15 protein-coding genes are annotated in these 20,735 nt (G+C 72.2%); 6 read left to right on the top strand and 9 right to left on the bottom strand.

Features of this window, described 5'->3' with window-relative positions; genetic code table 11:
• The first annotated feature begins 170 nt into the window (after nucleotides 1-170).
• The 3 genes from PVK74_RS21025 to PVK74_RS21015 all read left to right on the top strand — a co-directional run bounded on the left by PVK74_RS21025 (nucleotide 171) and on the right by PVK74_RS21015 (nucleotide 5,348).
• Entirely contained in the window at nucleotides 171-1,511 is a 1,341-nt protein-coding gene (locus tag PVK74_RS21025; RefSeq protein WP_374102395.1) for a ParA family protein, read from the top strand.
• A 27-nt stretch (nucleotides 1,512-1,538) separates the two neighbouring features.
• The gene (locus PVK74_RS21020; RefSeq protein WP_187694427.1) at nucleotides 1,539-2,579 is read left to right on the top strand and encodes a ParB/RepB/Spo0J family partition protein; all 1,041 of its coding nucleotides are present in this window, start codon (nucleotides 1,539-1,541) and stop codon (nucleotides 2,577-2,579) included.
• A 1,911-nt stretch (nucleotides 2,580-4,490) separates the two neighbouring features.
• The gene (locus PVK74_RS21015; protein WP_043327685.1) at nucleotides 4,491-5,348 is read left to right on the top strand and encodes a hypothetical protein; all 858 of its coding nucleotides are present in this window, start codon (nucleotides 4,491-4,493) and stop codon (nucleotides 5,346-5,348) included.
• A gap of 2 nt (nucleotides 5,349-5,350) precedes the next feature.
• Here the strand turns inward: PVK74_RS21015 and PVK74_RS21010 are convergent, their stop codons facing one another.
• Complete coding sequence (locus PVK74_RS21010; RefSeq protein WP_043327686.1) at nucleotides 5,351-6,343, bottom strand: D-alanine--D-alanine ligase family protein; 993 nt, start codon at nucleotides 6,341-6,343, stop codon at nucleotides 5,351-5,353.
• A gap of 7 nt (nucleotides 6,344-6,350) precedes the next feature.
• The gene (locus tag PVK74_RS21005) at nucleotides 6,351-7,664 is read right to left on the bottom strand and encodes an aminotransferase-like domain-containing protein (RefSeq protein ID WP_064448053.1); all 1,314 of its coding nucleotides are present in this window, start codon (nucleotides 7,662-7,664) and stop codon (nucleotides 6,351-6,353) included.
• A gap of 282 nt (nucleotides 7,665-7,946) precedes the next feature.
• Here PVK74_RS21005 and PVK74_RS21000 point away from each other — a divergent pair, with 282 nt between their 5' ends.
• On the top strand, nucleotides 7,947-8,612 hold the full coding sequence (locus tag PVK74_RS21000; RefSeq protein ID WP_043327687.1) for a hypothetical protein: 666 nt from the start codon (nucleotides 7,947-7,949) through the stop codon (nucleotides 8,610-8,612).
• A 7-nt stretch (nucleotides 8,613-8,619) separates the two neighbouring features.
• Here PVK74_RS21000 and PVK74_RS20995 read toward each other — a convergent pair whose 3' ends face one another.
• The 7 genes from PVK74_RS20995 to murJ form a co-directional block, all read right to left on the bottom strand.
• The gene (locus PVK74_RS20995; protein WP_043327688.1) at nucleotides 8,620-9,780 is read right to left on the bottom strand and encodes an N-acetylmuramoyl-L-alanine amidase; all 1,161 of its coding nucleotides are present in this window, start codon (nucleotides 9,778-9,780) and stop codon (nucleotides 8,620-8,622) included.
• 165 nt (nucleotides 9,781-9,945) lie between these two features.
• Nucleotides 9,946-10,269, bottom strand: coding sequence for a thioredoxin (gene trxA, locus PVK74_RS20990; RefSeq protein WP_030499495.1), 324 nt, complete (start codon nucleotides 10,267-10,269; stop codon nucleotides 9,946-9,948).
• Between the two features lie 38 nt (nucleotides 10,270-10,307).
• Nucleotides 10,308-11,261 (bottom strand): thioredoxin-disulfide reductase, encoded by a 954-nt coding sequence (gene trxB, locus PVK74_RS20985; protein WP_064448138.1) that lies wholly within the window; start codon nucleotides 11,259-11,261, stop codon nucleotides 10,308-10,310.
• 176 nt (nucleotides 11,262-11,437) lie between these two features.
• Complete coding sequence (locus tag PVK74_RS20980) at nucleotides 11,438-12,397, bottom strand: hypothetical protein (RefSeq protein ID WP_069089214.1); 960 nt, start codon at nucleotides 12,395-12,397, stop codon at nucleotides 11,438-11,440.
• Entirely contained in the window at nucleotides 12,394-13,098 is a 705-nt protein-coding gene (sigM, locus tag PVK74_RS20975) for an RNA polymerase sigma factor SigM (protein ID WP_274477050.1), read from the bottom strand. The genes PVK74_RS20980 and sigM overlap by 4 nt, the downstream gene beginning before the upstream one ends.
• A gap of 43 nt (nucleotides 13,099-13,141) precedes the next feature.
• Nucleotides 13,142-14,755 carry a protein kinase family protein gene (locus tag PVK74_RS20970; RefSeq protein ID WP_064448056.1) on the bottom strand — a complete coding sequence of 538 codons (1,614 nt, stop codon included), beginning with the start codon at nucleotides 14,753-14,755 and terminating at the stop codon, nucleotides 13,142-13,144.
• Between the two features lie 409 nt (nucleotides 14,756-15,164).
• Nucleotides 15,165-16,913: a murein biosynthesis integral membrane protein MurJ gene (gene murJ, locus PVK74_RS20965; protein WP_064448057.1), complete on the bottom strand. Its 1,749-nt coding sequence runs from the start codon at nucleotides 16,911-16,913 to the stop codon at nucleotides 15,165-15,167.
• Nucleotides 16,914-17,045: 132 nt separating this feature from the next.
• Here murJ and PVK74_RS20960 point away from each other — a divergent pair, with 132 nt between their 5' ends.
• Nucleotides 17,046-18,506 (top strand): CCA tRNA nucleotidyltransferase, encoded by a 1,461-nt coding sequence (locus tag PVK74_RS20960; RefSeq protein WP_043327693.1) that lies wholly within the window; start codon nucleotides 17,046-17,048, stop codon nucleotides 18,504-18,506.
• Between the two features lie 184 nt (nucleotides 18,507-18,690).
• Nucleotides 18,691-20,730, top strand: coding sequence for a S8 family serine peptidase (locus tag PVK74_RS20955; protein WP_043327694.1), 2,040 nt, complete (start codon nucleotides 18,691-18,693; stop codon nucleotides 20,728-20,730).
• Nucleotides 20,731-20,735: the final 5 nt, after the last annotated feature.

The following is a 20,735-nucleotide window of genomic DNA, read 5'->3' as shown; positions in this document are numbered from 1 at the left end:
ACCCACCGCGCCCGTCGGCCGTAGGCTGACCGCGCGTCGATAGTGTGGAACGGCGGTGCCGGGCGGCACCCGAACCCGATGGTTCCCGCCGAGCCGACCACGCCGGGCGAGGGCCCGGTATTCGATTCGACGGGTGCGGACCGACCATCCGGAGCGGGTAGGGATGACAGGTGCATGACGACGGCAGGTACGACGATCCACGGTTGACCGGGCCCGGAGGGAAATCCCCCGGCCCCGTTTCACGTGAAACCAACTACCGGGAGTGGACGGTGAACGAGCCCCGCGATCCGTCCGCCTCTTACCCGCCGGCCGAGCCGCCGCCGCAGCGGCGGGACACGCCGCCCGCCGGTTCGGTACGGCCCGTCTCGTCGGCGCCGGCGAACGTCCCGCCGGCCCGTGACCCGCTCGACCCGGCAGACGGCCCGGCGAACGCGCCGACGCCGCGGCCACCCGCGGTGCGGGCGAACGTCGCGGTGCCCGCTCGCTTCGAACCCCAGCCGCCCGTCTCGGCCGTGCCGCACCAGGCCGCTCCCGAGGTCACCGTGACGCCGTCCGACACGCCACAGGCGAGCAGGTACGGCGATGAGGTAGACGCCAGCACGTACGTTTCACGTGAAACCCCGACGCGCGAAGAGGATGATCCACCGTTGGCTATGGAGGCGATGCGCGCCGTGCAGATCCTGAATCCCAGTGGCGAGGTCACCATGCCCCGCCCGGACCGGACCCGGGTGATGTGCGTCGCCAACCAGAAGGGCGGCGTGGGTAAGACGACCACCACCGTGAACCTGGCCGTGGCGCTCGCGCTGCACGGCAACCGGGTGCTCGTGGTCGACCTTGATCCCCAGGGCAACGCCTCCACCGGTCTGAACGTCCCGCACCACACCGGCGTGCCCGACGTCTACGACTGCCTGATCGACAGCGTGCCGCTCGAAGAGGTGGCCCAGGCCGTCGAGGGCATCCCCAACCTGTGGTGCGTACCGGCCACGATCGACCTGGCGGGCGCCGAGATCGAACTGGTCTCCGTGGTGGCCCGGGAGTCGCGCCTGGCGCGGGCGATCGCCGCGTACCCGGGGCACTTCGACTACGTCTTCATAGACTGCCCGCCGTCGCTCGGCCTGCTGACCGTCAACGCGCTCGTCGCCGCGCAGGAGGTGCTGATCCCGATCCAGTGCGAGTACTACGCGCTGGAAGGGCTCAACCAGCTGATCAACAACATCAACCTGGTGCGCCAGCACCTCAACCCGAAGCTCGAGGTCTCCACCATCCTGCTCACCATGTACGACAGGCGCACCCGGCTCGCGGACGCGGTGGAGCAGGACGTCCGGAACCACTTCGGCGACAAGGTGCTCCAGGCCGTCATCCCGCGCAACGTGCGTGTCTCCGAGGCACCGAGCTACGGCCAGTCGGTGATGACCTACGATCCCGGTTCGCGGGGAGCCACGAGTTACTTCGAGGCCGCCCAGGAGATCGCGGAACGAGGCGTCAAGGAGCCGGTGAGCCGGAATGCGTAGTGCGGAGATGTCGCTGGGAGGCGTCGCATGAAGAACCGTCCCCGCGGCGGACTGGGCCGAGGGCTCGGCGCCCTCATCCCCACCGGACCGGTACCGGGCGCCGAACCGGCGGCCACCGAACCGGAGTCGTCGGCAGTTACCGCGTCGCCCTCGGCTCCGGTCGCGGGCGCGACCACTGCCATCACCGGCGGTGTCGGAAGCACCCCGTCGCCGGCCGTCGAGCCCGAGTCGCACCTGAGCCCGGTGCCCGGCGCACGCTTCGCCGAGATCCCGGTCGACGCCATCGTGCCGAACCCGAAGCAGCCCCGGCACGTCTTCGACGAGGAGGCGCTGGAGGAGCTGAAGACCTCGATCCAGGAGGTCGGCTTCCTCCAGCCGATCGTGGTCCGCCAGCTCGACACCGAGAAGTACGAACTCGTCATGGGTGAGCGGCGCTGGCGCGCCGCCCAGGCGGTCGGCCGGGAGACCATCCCGGCGATCGTCCGGGACACCAAGGACGACGCGATGCTCCGGGACGCGTTGCTGGAGAACATCCACCGCGCCAACCTGAACCCGCTGGAAGAGGCGGCGGCCTACCAGCAGCTGCTGGAGGAGTTCGGCGCCACCCACGAGGAGCTGGCCCGGCGGATCGGCCGCAGCCGCCCGCAGATCTCCAACACCATCCGGCTGATGAACCTGCCGGCCGCTGTGCAGCGCCGGGTCGCCGCCGGAGTGCTCTCCGCCGGTCACGCCCGGGCACTGCTCAGCCTCGACGACGCCGAGGCGCAGGAGCAGCTCGCCAAGCGGATCGTCGCCGAGGGCATCTCCGTACGCGGTGCCGAGGAACTGGTGCACCTGGCGCTCGCCGAGGAGCCGGCGAAGACGGCTGCCGCGAAGCGCCGGCCGAAGCCGCACGCCCCGGCGCTCACCGATCTCGCGGACCGGCTCTCCGACCGGTTCGACACCCGGGTGAAGGTCGACATCGGCCGGAGCAAGGGCAAGATCACGATCGAGTTCGCCACCGTTGACGACCTGGAGCGGATCGTCGGGATCATCGGCATGGACGGTGAGGAGCAGCCCGAGGCGTAGCCGTCAGAGGTTGTCCGGCCGGCCGCATCGCCCGCGAGGGGGTGCGGCCGGTTCTCTTTCTCCAGGACGCGGTTTCGGTTGCGAACCGTCTGCTGCTGCCCGCGCGAGGGCGTGGCCGGCTCGGCGTCCTTCCCGCTGGTTTCACGTGAAACGAGAATGCCGGTGCCCGGTGCCCGGTGCCCGGTGACGCGGCGACCCGGTGACGCGGTGGCGCGGTGGCGCGGTGGCGCGGTGGCGCGGTGGCGTCGTGACGCGGGTGGCGGGGGTAGCGGTGGTAGCGGTGGTAGCGCGGTGGCGACGTGCCGAGGCGACGCGGTCGCGCGGCCGCGCGGCGGCGGGATAGGCCGGGTGACTAAGGCGACTGGCGCAACTTGGGCGGCTGGTTCGCTTCTGCTTCCGGGCTGGGGCGCCGAACTCGCAGACTCGCCTCAGAAGGAGGGCAAGGACGGGGTGCAGCCCGGTCGGTAGGCGGCGGCGTTTCACGTGAAACGGGTAGGCCCGCGTAAGGCCGCTGAAGCACTCCCGCCGCCCCGCCGATGCGGCGCGCGACGCTACTGGTCGAAGCTGTACATCGAACTGCCTACGAAGCGGCGGCCGCTGCCGAAGGTGAACCTCCGCTCGGGCGTGGGCAAAGGGCAACCACGTGGGTTGCAGACCTGGGCTCGTCGCCTTTGGCTACCGTGGCCCGCCCTTCGGGCGGCCCAGTCCCATCCCGGCCGCTACTGGCCACCCGGCCAAACGATGACGCGCGTCCATCGCGTCGATGCTGACATCGCGTCGCTGATGCGGCCGTCTCGCCGATGCCCCGCGCCGGTGGCCGTCGGTGCAGCCGCCGCCGCTGCGCACTCACCGCCCCGCACGCTGCCATCCCGCTAGAGCGGCAGCTGGACCGAGTGGAACACCATGGGTGTCAAAACGCCTCGGAGACACCCATGGTGTTCCACCGCACCCCGGGGCGGCTGGCGTTGGCGAGCCCGGACCGAAGTGGTTCCGTCTGGGGGCGCGCGTTTCCCAAGATGTCCCCGTCGCCCCGGCCGATGACCACCCTGTCAGCAACGCCTCCAGACCACCCGCACAGGAGCCGGATGAGTTGTCGCTAGCCGCTGATTTCTGGCAGGTTCGAAGCGGGCGCGAGAATGCTCGCCGGAGCGACCGAGCGACCGAGCGACCGAGCGACCGAGCGACCGAGCGACCAGAGCGGGCCGGAGCGACCAGAGCGGGCCGGAGCGGGCCGTCCGGCCGGGGCAGCCAAAGCGGCGGGGCGGCCGGGAACGGCAGGAGCCCCGGTGACCCGGCTGGCCCCGGTGGCTCGGGGTGAGCCGCGGTGGCTCGGGGTGAGCCGCGGTGCGCCGCTGACCCGAGGTGGCTCGGATGCCGCTTCGTGGGCCGGCCTGGCGGACGCCGCCGTCCCGGCGGCTTGGCACTCGGCGGGGTGTCCGGCCGGGCTGTGCCCTCATGTCGCAGGCCGGTTGGTCGACTCGGCGGGCGGCGGACCGGGTCGAGAGTCACAGTGGATCAGCCGGCCATCGAGAACCCCGGCCCAGCGAACCCCCGCGCCGGGCTGACGTGGGACCCAGCCTCCGGCGTACCGAGGACCGGCGTGGAACCACGGACGATCCGACCGCCGTCGTTTCACGTGAAACCGACCGCAAGAAGCCCTTCCCGAACCCGGTACGGATCGCGCGCCCGATCGTTGGAAGAACGGATCCACACGCCCTCCAGTTATCCACAGCAGTTGTCCACAGGCTCGTCTCGTTTCACGTGAAACGAAGCGCGGAAACCCTTGCTGAGCAGTGGATGACGCACCGTGCTGGTGATCTCGGCACCCTGTGGACAACGTGGTGGACAACCTGTGCGCGGCCAGTGGAACGGGTAGGGACAGGCGTCGCCAACTCGGTTAGGGTCAGCGTCGTGCCGGACACCCCTCCCTCAGTTCCAGACTTCACCCAGTGGCCGTCCTTTCCCTTCGAGGGCGATCTCCGCGTCAAGCAGCTCGACGAGCCCGTACCGTTCGAACCTCCCCGCCGCGGCGAGGCGGACCGGGAGTGCACCGCCTGCAATGCGCCCGACGAGGCGTACATCTGGGTCGGTGAGCGGTGGCGGGTCCGTGCCATGGACCGGCCCACCGGTCTGCCGATGGTCCTGATCCTGGAGTCCCGGTCCCACTTGGATCTGGGCGACCTGCCGAATCTGCTCGCCGCCGAGCTGGGCGTGATGACCGTGCGCCTGGAGCGGGCCGTCCGGTCGCTCGACGGCGTCGCCCGGGTCCACGTGAATCGTTGGGGCGACGGTTCCGCGCACCTGCACCTGTGGTTCCTGGCCCGGCCGTACGGGCGGCTGCAACTGCGCGGCACGTTCCTGTCGCTGTGGGACTCGATCCTGCCCCCCATCTCCGAGGACAAGTGGCGGGAGAATCTGGCCCTGGTGGCTGCGTGGCTCGCCGAGTTCGGTGGCCGGCCGCTCGCCGAGCCGCCGCGCATCCAGTGGCAGGCCCCGTCGAGCTTTGCCCCGGCCTCGGCTGCGGACGCCGCTGAGGAGCCCGAGGACGAGCCCGCATCAGTGATCGAGGCTGCGGACGAGATCCCGGAGTCCGAGGCGGCAGGGGGCGTCTCAGACCCCTCCGCGGGCCCGTCGGTCGACGACCCGGAGCCGGAGGACGGATCCGAGGCGGCCGAGGAGCAGGAGACCGGGGACGCCCCGACTGCGGGCGAGGCCGAGGACGTGGTCGAGGACGACCAGCCGCGGGCGGGGCGTACCCGGGAGGGCTGACCTCAGCGGCGGGCGGCGGCCCGGGTCACGAGCGTGCCGAGCACCCGGCCGAAGTCCAGCCCGGCCGCCTGGATCGCCAGCGGCAGCAGCGACGTCTCGGTCATGCCCGGGGAGACGTTCACCTCCAGCACGTGCGGGTCACCGCCGGCGTCGACGATCAGGTCGACCCGGGACACGTCGCGCAGGCCGAGCGCGGTGTGCGCGGCGAGCGCCACCTCGGTCACCCGGGCTGTCGTCGCGGCGTCGAGCCGGGCGGGCGCGTGCCAGGTGGTACGGCCGGCGGTGTAGCGGGCCGCGTAGTCGTAGACGCCGTTGCGCGGCACGATCTCGACCGGGGGCAGGGCCTGCGGGCCCTTGCCGAGGTCGAGCACGGAGACCGCCACGTCCATTCCGGGCACGTAGCGCTCCACGAGTGCGGTCTGGTCGTACGCGAAACAACCCACCATGGCGGCCGGCAGCGACGCCGCCTCCCGGACCACGGCGGCGCCCAGTCCGGAGCCACCCTGCGCCGGCTTGACCATCAGCGGCAGCCCGAGCCGGTCGACGATCCGGTCCAGGACGGCGACCGCGCCCAGCTCGGAGAAACGGTCGTGCGGCAACGCCACCCAGTCGGGCGTCGGGATGCCCGCCTCGCGCAGCACCGCCTTCGCCGACGGCTTGTCCCAGGCGAGCCGGGACGACCGGGCGTCGCAGCCGACGTAGGGCACGTCCCAGAGGTCGAGCACGCCGCGCAGCGAGCCGTCCTCGCCGGTGGCGCCGTGCAGGGCGATCACCACCGCGTCCGGCGGGTCGGCGGTCAGCGCGGGCAGCAACGCCACGTCGGCGTCGCGCAGCTCCGCCTGCACGCCGACCGCGCGCAGCGCGTCGAGCACCCGGCGGCCCGACCGCAGCGAGACGTCCCGCTCGTAGGAGAGACCGCCGGCGAGTACGAGCACGTGCAGCTCGTCGACGGCGGATCCGGTCACGGGAGGCGGTGCGGCAGGGCTGTCGGACATGCGGGCATCATGCCAAGTCGGGACCGGGCGCGTCCGAGCCGCCCTGGCGTCGGCGGGGTCCGGCACCGCCGACCGCACCGAAGACCTTCCGCATCGCGATCTCCTGCTCCATCACCCCGGCCAGCCGGCGGACACCCTCGCGGATCCGCTCCGGCGTCGGGAAGGAGAAGTTCAGCCGCATGTTCCCGGCGCCGGTGCCGTCGGCGTAGAAGCCGGTTCCCGGCACGTACGCGACGCGGGCGGCCACTGCCCGCGGCATCATCGCCTTGGAGTCGAGCCCGTCGGGCAGCGTCGCCCAGACGAACAGGCCGCCCTGCGGCCTGGTCCAGGTGGTGCCCTCCGGCATCAGGTCGGCCATCGCGTCGAGCAGCGCGTCCCGGCGCTCGCGGTAGATCTCGCGGTAGACCTTGAGCTGCTGCCGCCAGGGCATGGTGCCGAGGTACGTCGAGACGGCCGACTGGGCGTAGGCGCTCGGGCAGAGGATCTGCGCCTCACTGGCGATGACCAGCTTGTCGCGGACCGCGTGCGGGGCCAGGATCCAGCCCACCCGCAGGCCCGGCGCGAACGTCTTGGAGAACGTGCTCAGGTAGAAGACCCCCTCGCGCCGCCGGGCCCGCAGCGGCCGGGGCGCCTCGCCCTCGAAGCCGAGCTGACCGTACGGGTCGTCCTCCACCACGAGCAGCCCGGCGCGCTCACAGATGTCGAGCACCCGTTCGCGCCGCTCCTCGCTCAGCGTCACGCCGGCGGGGTTCTGGTAGGTGGGGATGGTGTAGAGGAACTTCACCCGGCGGCCGGCCCGGGCCAGGTCGGCGATGGCCACCTCCAGCGCCTCCGGGATGAGCCCTTCGTCGTCCATCGGCACGTGGGCCACCTGGGCCTGGGCGGCCTGGAACACCCCGAGCGCGCCGACGTACGTCGGCCCCTCGGCGAGCACCACGTCACCCGGGTCCAGGAAGAGCCGGGCCACCAGGTCGAGGGCCTGCTGGCCGCCGACGGTGACGACCACGTCCTCCGGGGAGGCGCCGCACGAGGCGTCGATCCCGGAGAGGGACATCACCTCGCAGATCCGCTCGCGCAGCTCCGGGGCGCCCTGGCCGACGCCGTACTGGAGGGTGGTGGCGCCGTGCTCGGAGCCGAGCCGGCCGAGCATCTCGCCGACCGCGTCGAGCGGCAGCGCCGCGATGTAGGGTGCCCCACCGGCGAGCGAGACGACCTCCGGCCGGTTGGCCACCGCGAAGAGCGCCCGGATCTCCGAGGCGGTCATCCCGCGGACGCGCCGGGCGTACCTGTCGGTGTAGTCGTCGAGCGTCGTGCCGGTCATGACATCACCTCGATCGGGTGTCGGCGGGGCTGCCGCCCGGTGTGGTACCCGCGATGCCGACATCCATTGGCGGCGAGGGCCGGTTGGTCGATCGTAGTCCCCGGTGACGGTAGCGGCACCGGCCGTGTGGACACGTCCACATCCCGGACCCGCCACTCGGCCGTCCGGGCGGGGGTTAACGCGTTCCCTCCCGTACCGCCGGACAGGGGCGTACGATCGCTCGTCGGGAGCAGGAGGGCGCGGGAGGAACCGGCGCTCCGAGCCTATTGGTGGGGTGCGCTCATGTCGCGACGTCTGGTCAGCCTGACCCTGGACACGCTGGAGGACCTGCCTCGATCGTGCCGGCGCTGCGTCTACTGGGAGCTGGATCCGGTCTCCGCCGAGCGGGCCTGCGCAGCAGGTGACCCGGGCCTGGAGAAGGAGGCGTGGGTCTCCCAGACGCTGCTGGAGTGGGGTTCCTGCGGCAAGCTCGTCTACGTCGACGGGATGCCGGCAGGCTTCGTCATGTACGCGCCGCCGGCGTACGTCCCGCGCTCGATGGCGTTTCCCACCTCGCCGGTCTCGGCGGACGCGGCGCTGCTGATGACGGCGCACGTGGTGCCCGCCTTCGCCGACGGCGGCCTGGGCCGGATGCTGGTCCAGGGCGTGGCCCGCGACCTGACCAAGCGCGGCATCAAGGCGATCGAGGCGTTCGGGGACGCCAAGTTCGGCGACGACGCGGACGACCCGGCCCGCGCCTGCGTGGCACCCGCCGACTTCTTCCTCTCGGTGGGATTCAAGACGGTCCGGCCGCACCCGCGCTACCCGCGCCTGCGGTTGGAGTTGCGGACGGCGCTGAGCTGGAAGTCGGACGTCGAGTACGCGCTGGAGAAGCTGCTCGGCTCGATGAGCCCGGAGACGCTGCTGCGGCCGGTCCGCCCGGCGCCGGCCACCCGCTCGACCAGCTGAGCGGGGATCAGTCGACGACGGTGCCGGCGGCGAGTGCCGCCCGCAGTTCGGTCACGTCGATCGAGCCGGTCGGCACGTCGCGCTCGATCGGCAGGTACATCCGCTGCACCGCGGCGACGATGGCCTCGGCCACCCGGTCCCGGAACCGGGGGTCGACCAGCCGGGCCCGGTCGTCCGGCGAGGTCAGGTAGCCGACCTCGACGCGTACCGCGGGCATCCGGGTGAGCCGGAGCAGCTCCCACGCCTTGGCGTGGGTACGGCAGTCACGCAGCCCGGTGCGGGCCACGATCTCCCGCTGCACCAGCCCGGCCAGACGTTCGCCGGTCGCCGACGTGACGCCGTTGTCGGTGCCGTAGTGGTAGGTGGCGACCCCCTCGGCGGCCGGGTTGGCGTGGTGGTCGGTGTGCAGCGAGATGAACACGTCGGCGCCGAGGGAGTTGGCGAGCTGGGCCCGGTCCGCGTCGGGCAGGCAACTCGCGGGCGCGGGGCCCCGGGTCAGCTGCACCCGTACGCCGGCCGCGGCGAGCCGCCCCTCCAGCCGGCTGGCGAGGTCGTGCACGAGGTCCGCCTCGGTCCAGTGCAGCGGGCCGTCGGGCACCACCACGCCCGGGTCGGTGCCTCCGTGCCCCGGGTCGATCACCACGGTCCGCCCGACCAGCTCCGGCCCGGCCTGCCGGATGGCGTCGGACTCGCGCAGCCACTGCGGGCGTCCGCCGACCACCTTGCGGCCGAGGCGGCGCAGCGCGTTGACGGTGTGCGGCCCGCACGACCCGTCCGGTTTCAGCCCCATCTCCCGCTGGAACTGGGCCACCGCGCGGGAGGTGCGGATGCCGTAGATGGCGTCGGCGCGCCCCACGTCGTACCCCATCTCCAGGAGGCGTTCCTGGAGCGAGCGGACGTCCTCGCCGGTGATCGGCTCGGGTACGGCGTGGAAGAGCGCGCGGGCGCCGAACCGCCAGCGGGCCGCGTCCAGCGCCCGCCAGGTCTCGGCGCCGACGCGCCCGTCGACGCTGAGGCCGCGGGACTGCTGGAACGCCCGGACCGCGCGTTCGGTCTCGGCGTCGTAGTCGTCGCCTCCGCCCTCGGCGGGAAGAAGCTCCAGGCCGACGAGGACGGTCCGGATCTCGGCCACCGCCGGTCCCTGGTCACCGGGTCGGATCGGATGCACGACGACCCCCTATGCACGGACGTTGGCAGGACCGGAACTCCGACGAGATGCTTACGGAGCGTACCGTGACCGGTACCCGGCGGGTTCGTGTTCATGCAGGTCAGAAAAGCCGGAACCCCCGTCACCCGGGCGGGGTGACGGGGGTTCCGGCGCTGCCGGTACGGCTCAGAGCGCCGACTCGATGAGCTTGAGCAACTCGCCCTTCGGCTTGGCGCCGGCGATCGACTGCACGGGCTGGCCGTTCTTGAAGATCGTCAGCGTCGGCACCGACATGACCCGGTAGGCGCGCGCCGTCTCCGGGTTCTCGTCGATGTTGAGCTTGACGATGGTGACCTGGTCCTTCATCTCGCCGGCGATCTCCTCCAGCAGCGGCGAGACCTTGCGGCACGGGCCGCACCACTCCGCCCAGAAGTCCACCAGGACCGGCTTGTCGGACTGCAGCACGTCGCTGACGAAACTCGCGTCAGTGACCGCCTTGGTTGCTCCCACTATGAACTCTCCTCCTCCGAACCTTGCTCGTCGAACTCTCAGCCCTGGATGGTGGCGATGAAGCGCTCGGCGTCCAGCGCGGCGGCACAGCCGGTGCCGGCCGCCGTGATGGCCTGCCGGTAGGTGTGGTCGACCACGTCACCGGCCGCGAACACGCCCGGCACGCTGGTACGGGTGCTCGGCGCTTCGACCTTCACGTACCCCTCGTCGTCGAGCTCCACCTGGCCGCGGAACAGCTCACTGCGCGGGTCGTGCCCGATCGCCACGAACACGCCCGTGACGTCGAGCACCTTGCTCTCGCCGGTGTGCACGTTGCGCACCCGTACGCCGTTGACCTTGCCGTCGTCGCCGAGGATCTCCTCGACCACGGTGTTCCACTCGACCTTGATCTTCTCGTTGCTCAGCGCCCGGTCCGCCATGATCTTGCTGGCGCGGAACGAGTCGCGGCGGTGGAGGATCGTCACCGACTCGGCGAACCGGGTGAGGAAGCTGGCCTCCTCCATCGCCGAGTCGCCGCCGCCGACCACCACGATGTGCTGGTTGCGGAAGAAGAAGCCGTCACAGGTGGCGCAGGACGACACCCCGTGGCCGAGGTATTCCTGCTCGCCCGGCACACCGAGCGGCCGCCAGGCGGAGCCGGTGGAGAGGATGACGGCGCGGGCGCGGTACGCGGTCTCGCCCACCCACACGGTGCTGACCGCGTCGGAGCCGATCTCGCCGGTGTCCTTCAGCTCGACCCGGGTCACGTCGTCGGTGAGGAACTCGGCGCCGAAACGCTCGGCCTGCTTGCGCATGTTGTCCATCAGCTCGGGCCCGAGGATGCCGTCGGCGAAACCGGGGAAGTTCTCCACCTCGGTGGTGGTCATCAGCGCGCCACCCGACTGCACGCCCTCGATCACCAGCGGCTTCAGGTTGGCGCGTGCGGCGTAGACCGCAGCCGTGTAGCCGGCCGGACCGGAGCCGATGATGATCAGGTTGCGGACCTCGTCCACTGCCGTCTCCCGATGTGTGTGTTCGTCACCGGCCGCACCGATGTCGATCCCGAGTGCCGACGGCTCAGCGGCGCCGGCGCCTGACTTGCAGAACGTCATCGTACGAAGCGGGGATTCCCGAGCCGGTCATCCGGTGGGTCAGGTCACGTGGCGGGACACGCGTGATGACCGCGTTTTCACCCTACCCGCGTACGGAAGCGCGTGTCCGCGCCGGACCCGGGCACGCCGCACTCCGGCCCGCTCGCCCAGCCCCAGCGGGCGCCGGTCGCGTCGGCGAACGTCACCACGAGCGCCGGAGCGCCCTGGTACCGGGCGTAGTCGATCATGTCGATGGTGAGCGGGGTGGCGCCGTGCTCCGCGCCGATCGCGGTGAGGCACGCGCCGAGCGTGTCCGGCCGGGTCAGCCGGTCCAGCCCGGCGAACCCCCCGGCGCGGTACTTGTCGCTGTACAGCGGCGTCTCCGGGCCGTTCTCCCGCGCCGCGCCGGACGGAGCGGCCATGTCCTGCGGCGTCGACTTCGCCCCGGTGGGCACGCGGGCGGCGGCGAGGCGTTCCGGGGTCCAGTCGGTGCCGCTGCGCAGCGCCGGTCCGGTGGTCCGGTACGGCGCGGCGGCCATCGGCGCCGCCTCCCCGGCCGCCCGGTCGGCCGTACCGCCGTCGCCCGGGTCGGCCAGCCGGCCGACGCCGAGCCCCACCGCCGCGACCGAGGCCGCGGCCAGGGCCACCGGGCCGGCGATCCGGGCCCAGCGCCGGGGACGACGACCGGGGCCGCTGTGCCGTTCGGGACGCGACGCGGCGCCGGGCGGGCGGGCCGCGCCGCCGGCCTGAGCCGGTACGACGGGCGTACCGTCGCGCAGCGCGGCCGGACCGGGCGCCGGTCCGGCCCCGGCGAGCGCCGCCGTGATCCGGTCGGTCACCGCCACCGGCATCTCCGGCGCGGGTTCCGACGCCCAGCCGGCCAGGTCGGCGTGCACCAGGTCGACCGCCTCGGCGAGCGTCTCGTACGCGACCCGCCATGCCGGGTCCTGCTCGACCAGCCGGGCCACTGTCGCCTGCTCGGGGGTGCCGTCCAGCGCCCCGCCGAGGTAGTCGGCGAGCAGGTCGTGGTCGACCTCGCTGAACTCCCGGGAAGTCACGGCTCCTCCTGGCTGACGGCCTGACGGGACGCTCCCGACGAGGATCCGACGCCCTCGGGGCCCCGCCGGTTCCCGGAGGTGACCCGCGGCACGTCGGCCGTAGGGGAGTCGGAACCGGTCCGCAGGTGCCCGAGCAGGACGGCGAGCCTCGCCCGGCCCCGGGCGCACCGGCTCTTCACGGTCCCCTCGGCGACGCCGAGCATCAGGGCCACCTCGGCGACCGGATAGCCCTGCACGTCCACCAGGACCAGCGCGGCCCGCTGTTCGGCCGGTAGCGCCGCGAGAGCCTGCCGGACCACGAGCGCGGTGTCGTGGTCGTGTGCCGGTGCGGCCGGTTCCCGCCCGCCGGTGTGCCGGCCCGGTTCGCCGTCGGTGTGCGTCCCGTCCGGCAGCGGGACGGTGGCGTGGGTCTGCCGCCGCCGGATCCGGTCCAGGCAGGCGTTCACCACGATCCGGTGCATCCAGGTGGTGACCGCCGAGTCGCCCCGGAACCGGGCGGCGGCGCGGTGGGCGGAGAGCATGGCGTCCTGGAGGGCGTCGGCCGCCTCCTCGCGGTCGCCGATCGTACGCAGGGCGACCGCCCAGAGCCGGTCGCGGTGCCGCTGGAACAGTTCGGTGAAGGCGTCCCGGTCGCCCGCCACGTGGGCCCGGAGCAGGTCCAGGTCGGAGCGGCCGGGCTGCGGGTCGTCGCGTTCCGCCATCACCACGTCCGGCGGAGGTGGCGCGGCGGGCGCGGCCGACGGGTCACGAGCCCTGGACCGTGATCTCCTGGACGCCGAGCTTCCAGGTGCTGCCGTTGTCCTTCACCGGCAGCTTGGTGATCCAGAAGAGGAGGTACTGGTACTTCTGGTCCGGCTGGAAGGCGTCGAAGATCATCTTCGTGCCGCCGTTCTCGTTCGCCGGCCCGACCACCGTGGAGTAGGCGTTCACCAGCTGCTTGTCGCCGGCGGAGGTGGACGGGAAGTCGCCGCGGGCACCGGTACGCAGCTCGACGGTGGCGCCGGTGGCCGACAGCGTCGCCTCCAGCTGCTTGACCGAGTGCGGGGCACCCAGGTCGATCCAGACGCCCATGCCCTTCTTGAGGCCGCCGAACTTGGCGTTCGTCCGGTAGGTGTTGGTCTCCCAGCCCTCGTCGTCGTCGCCGTCGATGACCTTCTCGGCGTTGCGCACCTCCGCGCGATCGCCGTCCGGGTCGATGATCCGTACGTCCTGGATGGTGAGCTTGCGGACCTGCGCTGCGGGCTCGTCGCCACCGCCGGCGCTGGCCGGCGCGCTGTTCGACGGCTGGGCGACCGGCTCCTTGTCGCCGTCGTCGCCACCGCCGAGCGCGTTGATGCCGATGAGCAGCCCGACCAGGGCGACAGCCAGCATGCCGGCGATGCCGATGGCGACCTTGCGCCCGCCGGCCGCGGCCAGCGGCGAGGGCTCCTCGCCGGGCTCGGCGGTGAAACGCAGCGGCCCGGCCTGCTCCAGGAACTGCTCGTCGGCCGGGATGTCGAGCCGGCTCAGCTCGGCGGCCAGCACGTCCGACGCCGGCGGGTCGATCTCCCGGTCGAGCAGGTCCATGGTCAGGTCGTCGAGGTACGCCGGTACGCCGGCACGCACCTGCCGGGGCGCGGCGATGGCGCCGGCGGCGTCGCGGACCGCGTCCGGCAGGGCGGCGCGGCCGTGCCCGGCGGTGGCGCCGTGCAGCGGGGCCTCGCCGTGCGGCCAGTGCCCGGTCAGGGCGAAGTAGAGCACCCCACCGACCGCGCGCAGGTCGTTCTGCTGGCTGTCCGCCCCGTCGGTACGCGCGTCGGCGAGCACCACCCGGCCGTCGTCGCTGATCATCACCGTGCCGGGGTGCAGGTTGCCGTGCACCATGCCGGTGGCGTGTACGGCGGCGAGGGCGCTCGCGACGGCGTTGCCGATCGCCGTGGCCCGAGCCGGGTCGAGCGGCCCGTCGGCGGCGACCATCTCGCGCAGCGACTGCCCGTCCACCCACTCGCGGACCACGTAGGCGCGGTCGTCCTCGTCGATCGCGTCGTAGACGCCGACCAGGTTGGGGTGGATGACGCGGCTCGCGGCGACCGCGGCCTGAAGCATCTCGGTGGCGGAGTCGCCACCCGGGTAGCGGAGGACCACCGCGACGGGACGGCGGAGCACCACGTCGACACCGCGCCAGACCAGCCGGCCCGCGCTGTCGTTGTTGATGTGCTCGACCAGTTCGTACCGCTCGGCGAGCAGCTCACCGACCGTGGGAGCACCGAAGGTCACGACCGCAGGAGAGGTCTCCTCCGCTTCCTGACCCTCGCCGACCTGGGTCACCCGTCCTCCCTCGGTGATCGCGTCGATCGATGGACCCGTGCTGCTGGGCATGTGGCTTCCCGCTCTGCCTTCGGTGGAACGGCCGCGGTCTCGACGCCGCGTCGATCCCGGTCGTACCCGTCGAGAGCGACCTTACCCGGGATGCCCGGTTCTCCGACATGTCATCTTCCCGCTGTGACCGGCCGGAAGGCCAGTCGCCACGGGCTCCCGGCCGGGTCGCCCGCCCACCCGGCGGGCGAGCCGGACACGCACCGCCAATCTAGAGGTTGACGGCAACGAGGTGGCACAGGGGCGTACCGGTGCGGCGACAGGGAGGTTTTCCCCTTCCCGGCCTGCGCTCCCTCGTCCGTACGGTTGGTTGTCCACAGGCCGAGAGGCCCAGTGGACGGGGGAATTCCAAGTTATCCACAGCCGTATCCCCAGCCTGGTGATCCTCGTTCACCGTCGGTCACCGAGGGGGTCAACGCCCGAGGCGCCGCCGGACCATCCCGACCACCTCGGTGATCTCGCCGATCCGCAGCACCATGGCGAGCCCGAGGTAGGTGGCGCCGATCGCCGCCCCGCCGATCACCAACTGGACCGCCGCGGCGAGCCAGCTCAGGCTCGCCGGGTCGCCCGGCAGCACCGCGACCACGAGCAGGCCGACGACCGCCGCGCCGAGGGCCGCCACGACCACCCGGCCGAGCGTGCGCATGATCCCGCCCAGCCCGATCCGGCCCACCCGGGGCCGCAGCAGCATCGCCGAGATGATCGCCGCCGCCAGGTACGACACGGCGTTGCCGAGCATCATCCCGGCCGCCGCGAACGTGTTCGAGAAGATCAGGAACAGACCGACCTGGAGCAGGACGCGCAGCGCCACCACCGGAATGTTGACCAGAGCCGGGGTACGGGTGTCCGGCAGCGCGTAGAACGCGAAGGTGAAGAGCTGGCTGACCGCGAACGGCACCAGGCCGAGCGCCGCCACCAGCAGCACCGTCGAGGTGGCCACCGCGTTGTCGCCGGTGAACGCGCCGTACCGGAACACCACCACCGAGATCGGGGCGGCCAGCACCGCGTAGCAGACCGCGATGGGCGCGAGCACCGCGGTGACCATCCGGGTGCCCCGGGACAGGTCGGCGGTGACGTCGTGGAACCGGTTCTCGGCGGCGGCCGCGCTCATCCGCGGCATCAGCGCGGTGATGATCGAGACGGCGATGATGCCGTGCGCCATCATCAGCAGCAGGAAGACGTTGTTGTAGATCAGCAGGCCGGCGTTCTGGCCGTCCCCGCCGGTGGCCCGGTTGAGCAGGTTGACCACCACGAAGAGGCCGAGCTGGTTGACCGCGACGTAGCAGAACATCCAGGCGCCGAGCCGGGCCAGCTCGCGCAGCCCCAGCTCGCGGAAGTCGAACCGTGCCTTCCACCGGAAGCCGACCTTGCGCAGCGCGGGCAGCAGGCCGATCGCCTGCACCGCGACGCCCAGCAGGGTGCCGCCGCCGACCAGCAGGATCCGGTCCCAGCCCACCTCGCCGGGCGGCAGCGCCTTCGCGCTGTAGACGACGATGTACAGGCCGAACGTGCCGATGGACACGATGTTGTTGAGGATCGGCGCCCACATCGGGGCGGCGAAGTGCCCCCGGGTGTTCAGCACCGCGGCGATCAGCGCGCTGATGCCGGTGAAGAACAGCATCGGCAGCATCAGGTACGACAGCCGGGTGACCAGCGTGGTGTACGCCGGGTCGTCGCTGCCGGCCGCGTACACGGCGGTGAGCACCGGGGCCAGCACCACGGCGATCAGCGCGGTCGCGGCCAGGGCCAGCACCGCGAGGGTCAGCAGGCGCTGCGCGTACGCCTCGCCCCGGTCCGCGTCGATCTTGCGGCGGCGGACCAGCACCGGCACCAGGACGCTGGTCAGCACGCCGCCGAGCAGGAACTCGTAGACCTGGTTGGGCAGGAACTGGGCGGTGGTGAACGCGTCACCGACCATGGTGCCGAGCGCGGCGCCGATCATCAGGTTGCGGATGAAGCCCGTACCCCGGCTGACCAGGCTGCCGATGGCCATCACCGCGCTGTTCGCCGCGGCGCTGGTCTCGGCCACCACCTCCTGCGGGGGCGCGACGGCCTCGACGCCCGGCTGGTTCAGCGGCTCGGCGGAGATGAAGGTGGCGCCGTCGTCCGGCGGCAGGCCGCCGCCGTGCGCGTTCGCGCTGCGGTAGAGCCCGCCGCTCATCTGCCAGCCTCCAAGGGGTACGTCGCAACCGGGTCCGGCCGGCCCCGCCCAACCGGAACCTTAGTCAACCTCCGCCCGTTACCCGCGCCCGGCGCGGTCGATCCACCCTCGGCCCGATAGGCTGGCGATCCCATGTCCGAAGCCTCCGCCTCCCACGCCGCCGACCGCCGCGAGCTGACCGCCGCGCAGCGCAACGCCGTCGCCGAACTGCTCCGAGTCTCACCGGTCGCCGACGAGCTGGGCCGGCGCTTCGCCCAGGCCGGTCACGAACTGCACCTGGTGGGCGGATCCGTCCGCGACGCGCTGCTCGGCCGGCTCGGCAACGACCTCGACTTCTGCACCGACGCCCACCCAGACGAGACGGTCAAGGTCATCCGTGGCTGGGCGGAGTCGATCTGGGAGACCGGGCGTGAGTTCGGCACCATCGCCTGCCAGCGCGACGGCCTCAACCTGGAGATCACCACCTTCCGGGCCGAGGTCTACGACCAGGTCAGCCGTAACCCGGTGGTGCAGTACGGCACCAGCCTGGTCGAAGACCTGAAGCGCCGCGACTTCACCGTCAACGCGATGGCGGTCAGCCTGCCCGACCACCGGTTCACCGACCCGTACGGCGGGCTGGCCGACCTGGCCGCCAAGATCATCCGTACCCCCGGCACGCCGCAGGAGTCGTTCCGCGACGACCCCCTGCGGATGCTGCGCGCGGCCCGGTTCGCCGCCCAGCTCCGCTTCGCCGTTCACCCGGACGTCCGCGCCGCGATGACCGAGATGGCCGGCGACCTGGACCGGATCACCGCGGAACGGATCCGGGACGAGTTCACCAAGCTGCTCTGCGGCGCCGACCCGATCACCGGGCTGCGGCTGCTCGTCGACACCGGCCTGGCCGAGCGCTTCCTGCCCGAGCTGACCGGCCTGAAGCTCACCATCGACGAGCACGCCCAGCACAAGGACGTCTACGAGCACACGCTCACAGTGGTCAGCAACGCCATGTCACTGGAGTCCGACGGCTGCGACTTCGTGCTGCGGATGGCCGCGCTGATGCACGACGTCGGCAAGCCGGCCACCAAGGCGGTCGGCGCGGACGGCCGGGTCAGCTTCCACCACCACGAGGTGGTCGGGGCCCGGCTGACCAAGGCCCGGATGAAGGCGATGCGCTACTCCAAGGAGATCACCTCCCAGGTGGTCAAGCTGGTCGGCCTGCACCTGCGCTTCTACGGGTACGGCCGGGGCGAGTGGACCGACTCGGCGGTGCGCCGGTACGTCACCGACGCCGGCGACCTGCTGTCCCGCCTGCACAAGCTGACCCGTTCCGACTGCACCACCCGCAACCGGCGCAAGGCCGCGCAGCTCGCGGCCGACTACGACGCGCTGGAGGAGCGGATCGCCCGGATCGCCGCCGAGGAGGACCTGGCCCGGGTGCGGCCCGACCTGGACGGCAACGCGATCATGGAGTTGCTCGGCGTACCGCCGGGACCGGTGGTCGGCCGTGCCTGGCAGCACCTCAAGGAGCTGCGCCTGGAGCGCGGGCCGCTGGACCGCGACGAGGCCGAGGCGGCGCTGCTGCGCTGGGCCCGCGACGAGGGCATCATCGGCTGACCTCCCCGCGCGGGGAAGCTCCACGACGATACGGCGGCGTGTCGACCGAAAGGTTGACGTGCATCGGTCGATGTCTCACGCATGATGATGGTCATCATCAGCCACCCGGATCGACGGGTACGGCTGTCCTGATCACATCCGCCCGTCCCGAAGGGACGGCCGCTGGACACGGGGAGAGCATTCAGTGTCACGTCATGGCGCGCTGCGCCGCTCCGCGCTGGTGGGGCTTGCCCTCACCTCCGCGACCTCCATCATCTGCGCCGCCACCGGCGGCGCCGCCTCGGCCGACCCGGCCGGCCCGAAGCGTGCCCCGGTCCGGGGCGCCGACACCGCCGCGGCGGTACCCGGCCGCTACATCGTCGTCCTCAAGGACGGCAAGGCCGGTCCCGCCAAGGTGAAGTCCACCGCGTCGGCCCTCGCCGGCGAGCACGGCGGCTCCGTACGTCGGGTGTTCGGCAAGGCGCTGTCCGGCTACTCCGCCAGCATGGACCGCCGGCAGGCGGAGCGCCTCGCCGCGGACCCGGCCGTCGCCTACGTGCAGCAGGTCCAGCGCTACCAGGCCACCGGCACCCAGACCACCCCGCCGTGGGGGCTGGACCGGATCGACCAGTCGCGGACGAAGACCGACGGCCGGTACACCTACCCGGCGACCGGCGCCGGAGTGACCGCCTACGTCATCGACACCGGAATCGACATCGACCACGAGGACTTCGGCGGCCGGGCCCGCAACGGCTACGACGCGGTGGAGTCCGACGACGTGGCGCAGGACTGCGACGGCCACGGCACGCACGTGGCCGGCACGATCGGCGGCACGAAGTACGGGGTCGCCAAGGACGTCGCGCTCGTCGCCGTACGTGTGCTCGACTGCGACGGCGGCGGCAGCAGCGAACAGGTGCTCGCCGGCATCGACTGGGTCACCTCGCACGCCACCGGGCCGTCGGTGGCCAACATGAGCCTCGGCTTCGGGGGCATCGACCAGGCGGTGAACGACGCGGTCGCCCGCTCCATCGCCTCCGGCATCACCTACGCCGTCGCGGCCGGCAACAGCATGCAGGACGCCTGCGGCGAGTCACCGGCGCGGGTGCCGGCGGCCATCACCGTCGGCGCCACCGACCAGATCGACTTCCGGGCCTGGTTCTCCAACTACGGCACCTGCCTGGACACCTTCGCGCCGGGCACCGGCATCGTCTCGGCCAAGGCCGGCACCGCCACCGGCACGGAGACGATGAACGGCACGTCGATGGCCTCCCCGCACGTGGCGGGCGCCGCGGCGCTGGTGCTGGAGGCACACCCGGGCTGGACCCCGCAGCAGGTGCGCGACTCGGTCGTGGGCACGAGCGTCAGCGGCGCGGTGCACGACATCATGGGCTCGCCCGACCGGCTGCTGCACGTCGGCGACGCGGTGGTGGCGCGCGAGTCGTACGGCCTCAAGGCCCGCGGCAACGGCCTGTACGTGACGGCGGAGAGCGGCGGCAACCGGCCGCTGATCGCGCGCGGCACCGAGGTCGGCGCCTGGGAGCGGTACGACGTGGTGGACGCCGGCAACGGCTACTACGGCCTGCGTGCCGTCACGAACAACCTGTTCGTCACCGCCGAGAGCGGCGGCAACCGTCCGCTGATCGCCCGGTCCGCCGCGATCGGCGACTGGGAGAAGTTCCAGATCGTCACGAACACCGACGGCTCGGTCAGTCTGAAGGCCGTCACAAACGGCAAGTACGTCACCGCCTCGAACACCACCAACCCGCTGATCGCCAGCAAGACCACCATCGGCGCGGCGGAGAAGTTCGACTTCGACGCGGCGCCCCCGGTGGTCGGCATCAAGGCGGTGGCAAACGGCAACTACGTGACCACCGAGAGCGGCGGCACCCGGCCCCTGATCGCCCGGGCCGCGACCGTCGGGGCCTGGGAGCGGTACGAGGTCGTCAGCGTGGGCGACGGGTTCTTCGCCCTGCGCGCGCTGGCGAACAACCAGTTCGTCACGGCGGACGCCGGCGGCAACCGGGCGCTGATCGCGAAGGCCACCGTGATCGACGCCTGGGAGGTCTTCGACTTCCTCGACTACAACACCGACGGCTCGGTCTACCTGCGGGCGAACGCCAACGGCAAGGCGGTCACCGCCGGCGCGACCGGGGGCAGCCAGCTCATCGCCAGCCGCGTCATCGACTGGAACAGCGAGACCCTGGGCCTGAGCACCGGCGAGAAGTTCGTCTTCGCCGCGCTCTGACCCGC

The organism is Micromonospora chalcea (assembly GCF_028768405.1).
GTDB classification, from domain to species: domain Bacteria; phylum Actinomycetota; class Actinomycetes; order Mycobacteriales; family Micromonosporaceae; genus Micromonospora; species Micromonospora chalcea.
Note: the sequence above shows the minus strand (reverse complement) of the source record. Positions and strands in the feature narration are given on the sequence as shown.

What these genes read in the sequence shown, in the direction of transcription:
- PVK74_RS21010 (WP_043327686.1), bottom strand. Translation starts at nt 6,343, where the DNA reads ATGTCCGACAGCCCTGCCGCACCGCCTCCCGTGACCGGATCCGCCGTC.
- murJ (WP_064448057.1), bottom strand. Translation starts at nt 16,913, where the DNA reads ATGAGCGGCGGGCTCTACCGCAGCGCGAACGCGCACGGCGGCGGCCTG.
- PVK74_RS21020 (WP_187694427.1), top strand. Translation starts at nt 1,539, where the DNA reads ATGAAGAACCGTCCCCGCGGCGGACTGGGCCGAGGGCTCGGCGCCCTC.
- PVK74_RS20970 (WP_064448056.1), bottom strand. Translation starts at nt 14,755, where the DNA reads ATGCCCAGCAGCACGGGTCCATCGATCGACGCGATCACCGAGGGAGGA.
- sigM (WP_274477050.1), bottom strand. Translation starts at nt 13,098, where the DNA reads ATGGCGGAACGCGACGACCCGCAGCCCGGCCGCTCCGACCTGGACCTG.
- PVK74_RS21005 (WP_064448053.1), bottom strand. Translation starts at nt 7,664, where the DNA reads ATGACCGGCACGACGCTCGACGACTACACCGACAGGTACGCCCGGCGC.
- PVK74_RS21000 (WP_043327687.1), top strand. Translation starts at nt 7,947, where the DNA reads ATGTCGCGACGTCTGGTCAGCCTGACCCTGGACACGCTGGAGGACCTG.
- PVK74_RS20960 (WP_043327693.1), top strand. Translation starts at nt 17,046, where the DNA reads ATGTCCGAAGCCTCCGCCTCCCACGCCGCCGACCGCCGCGAGCTGACC.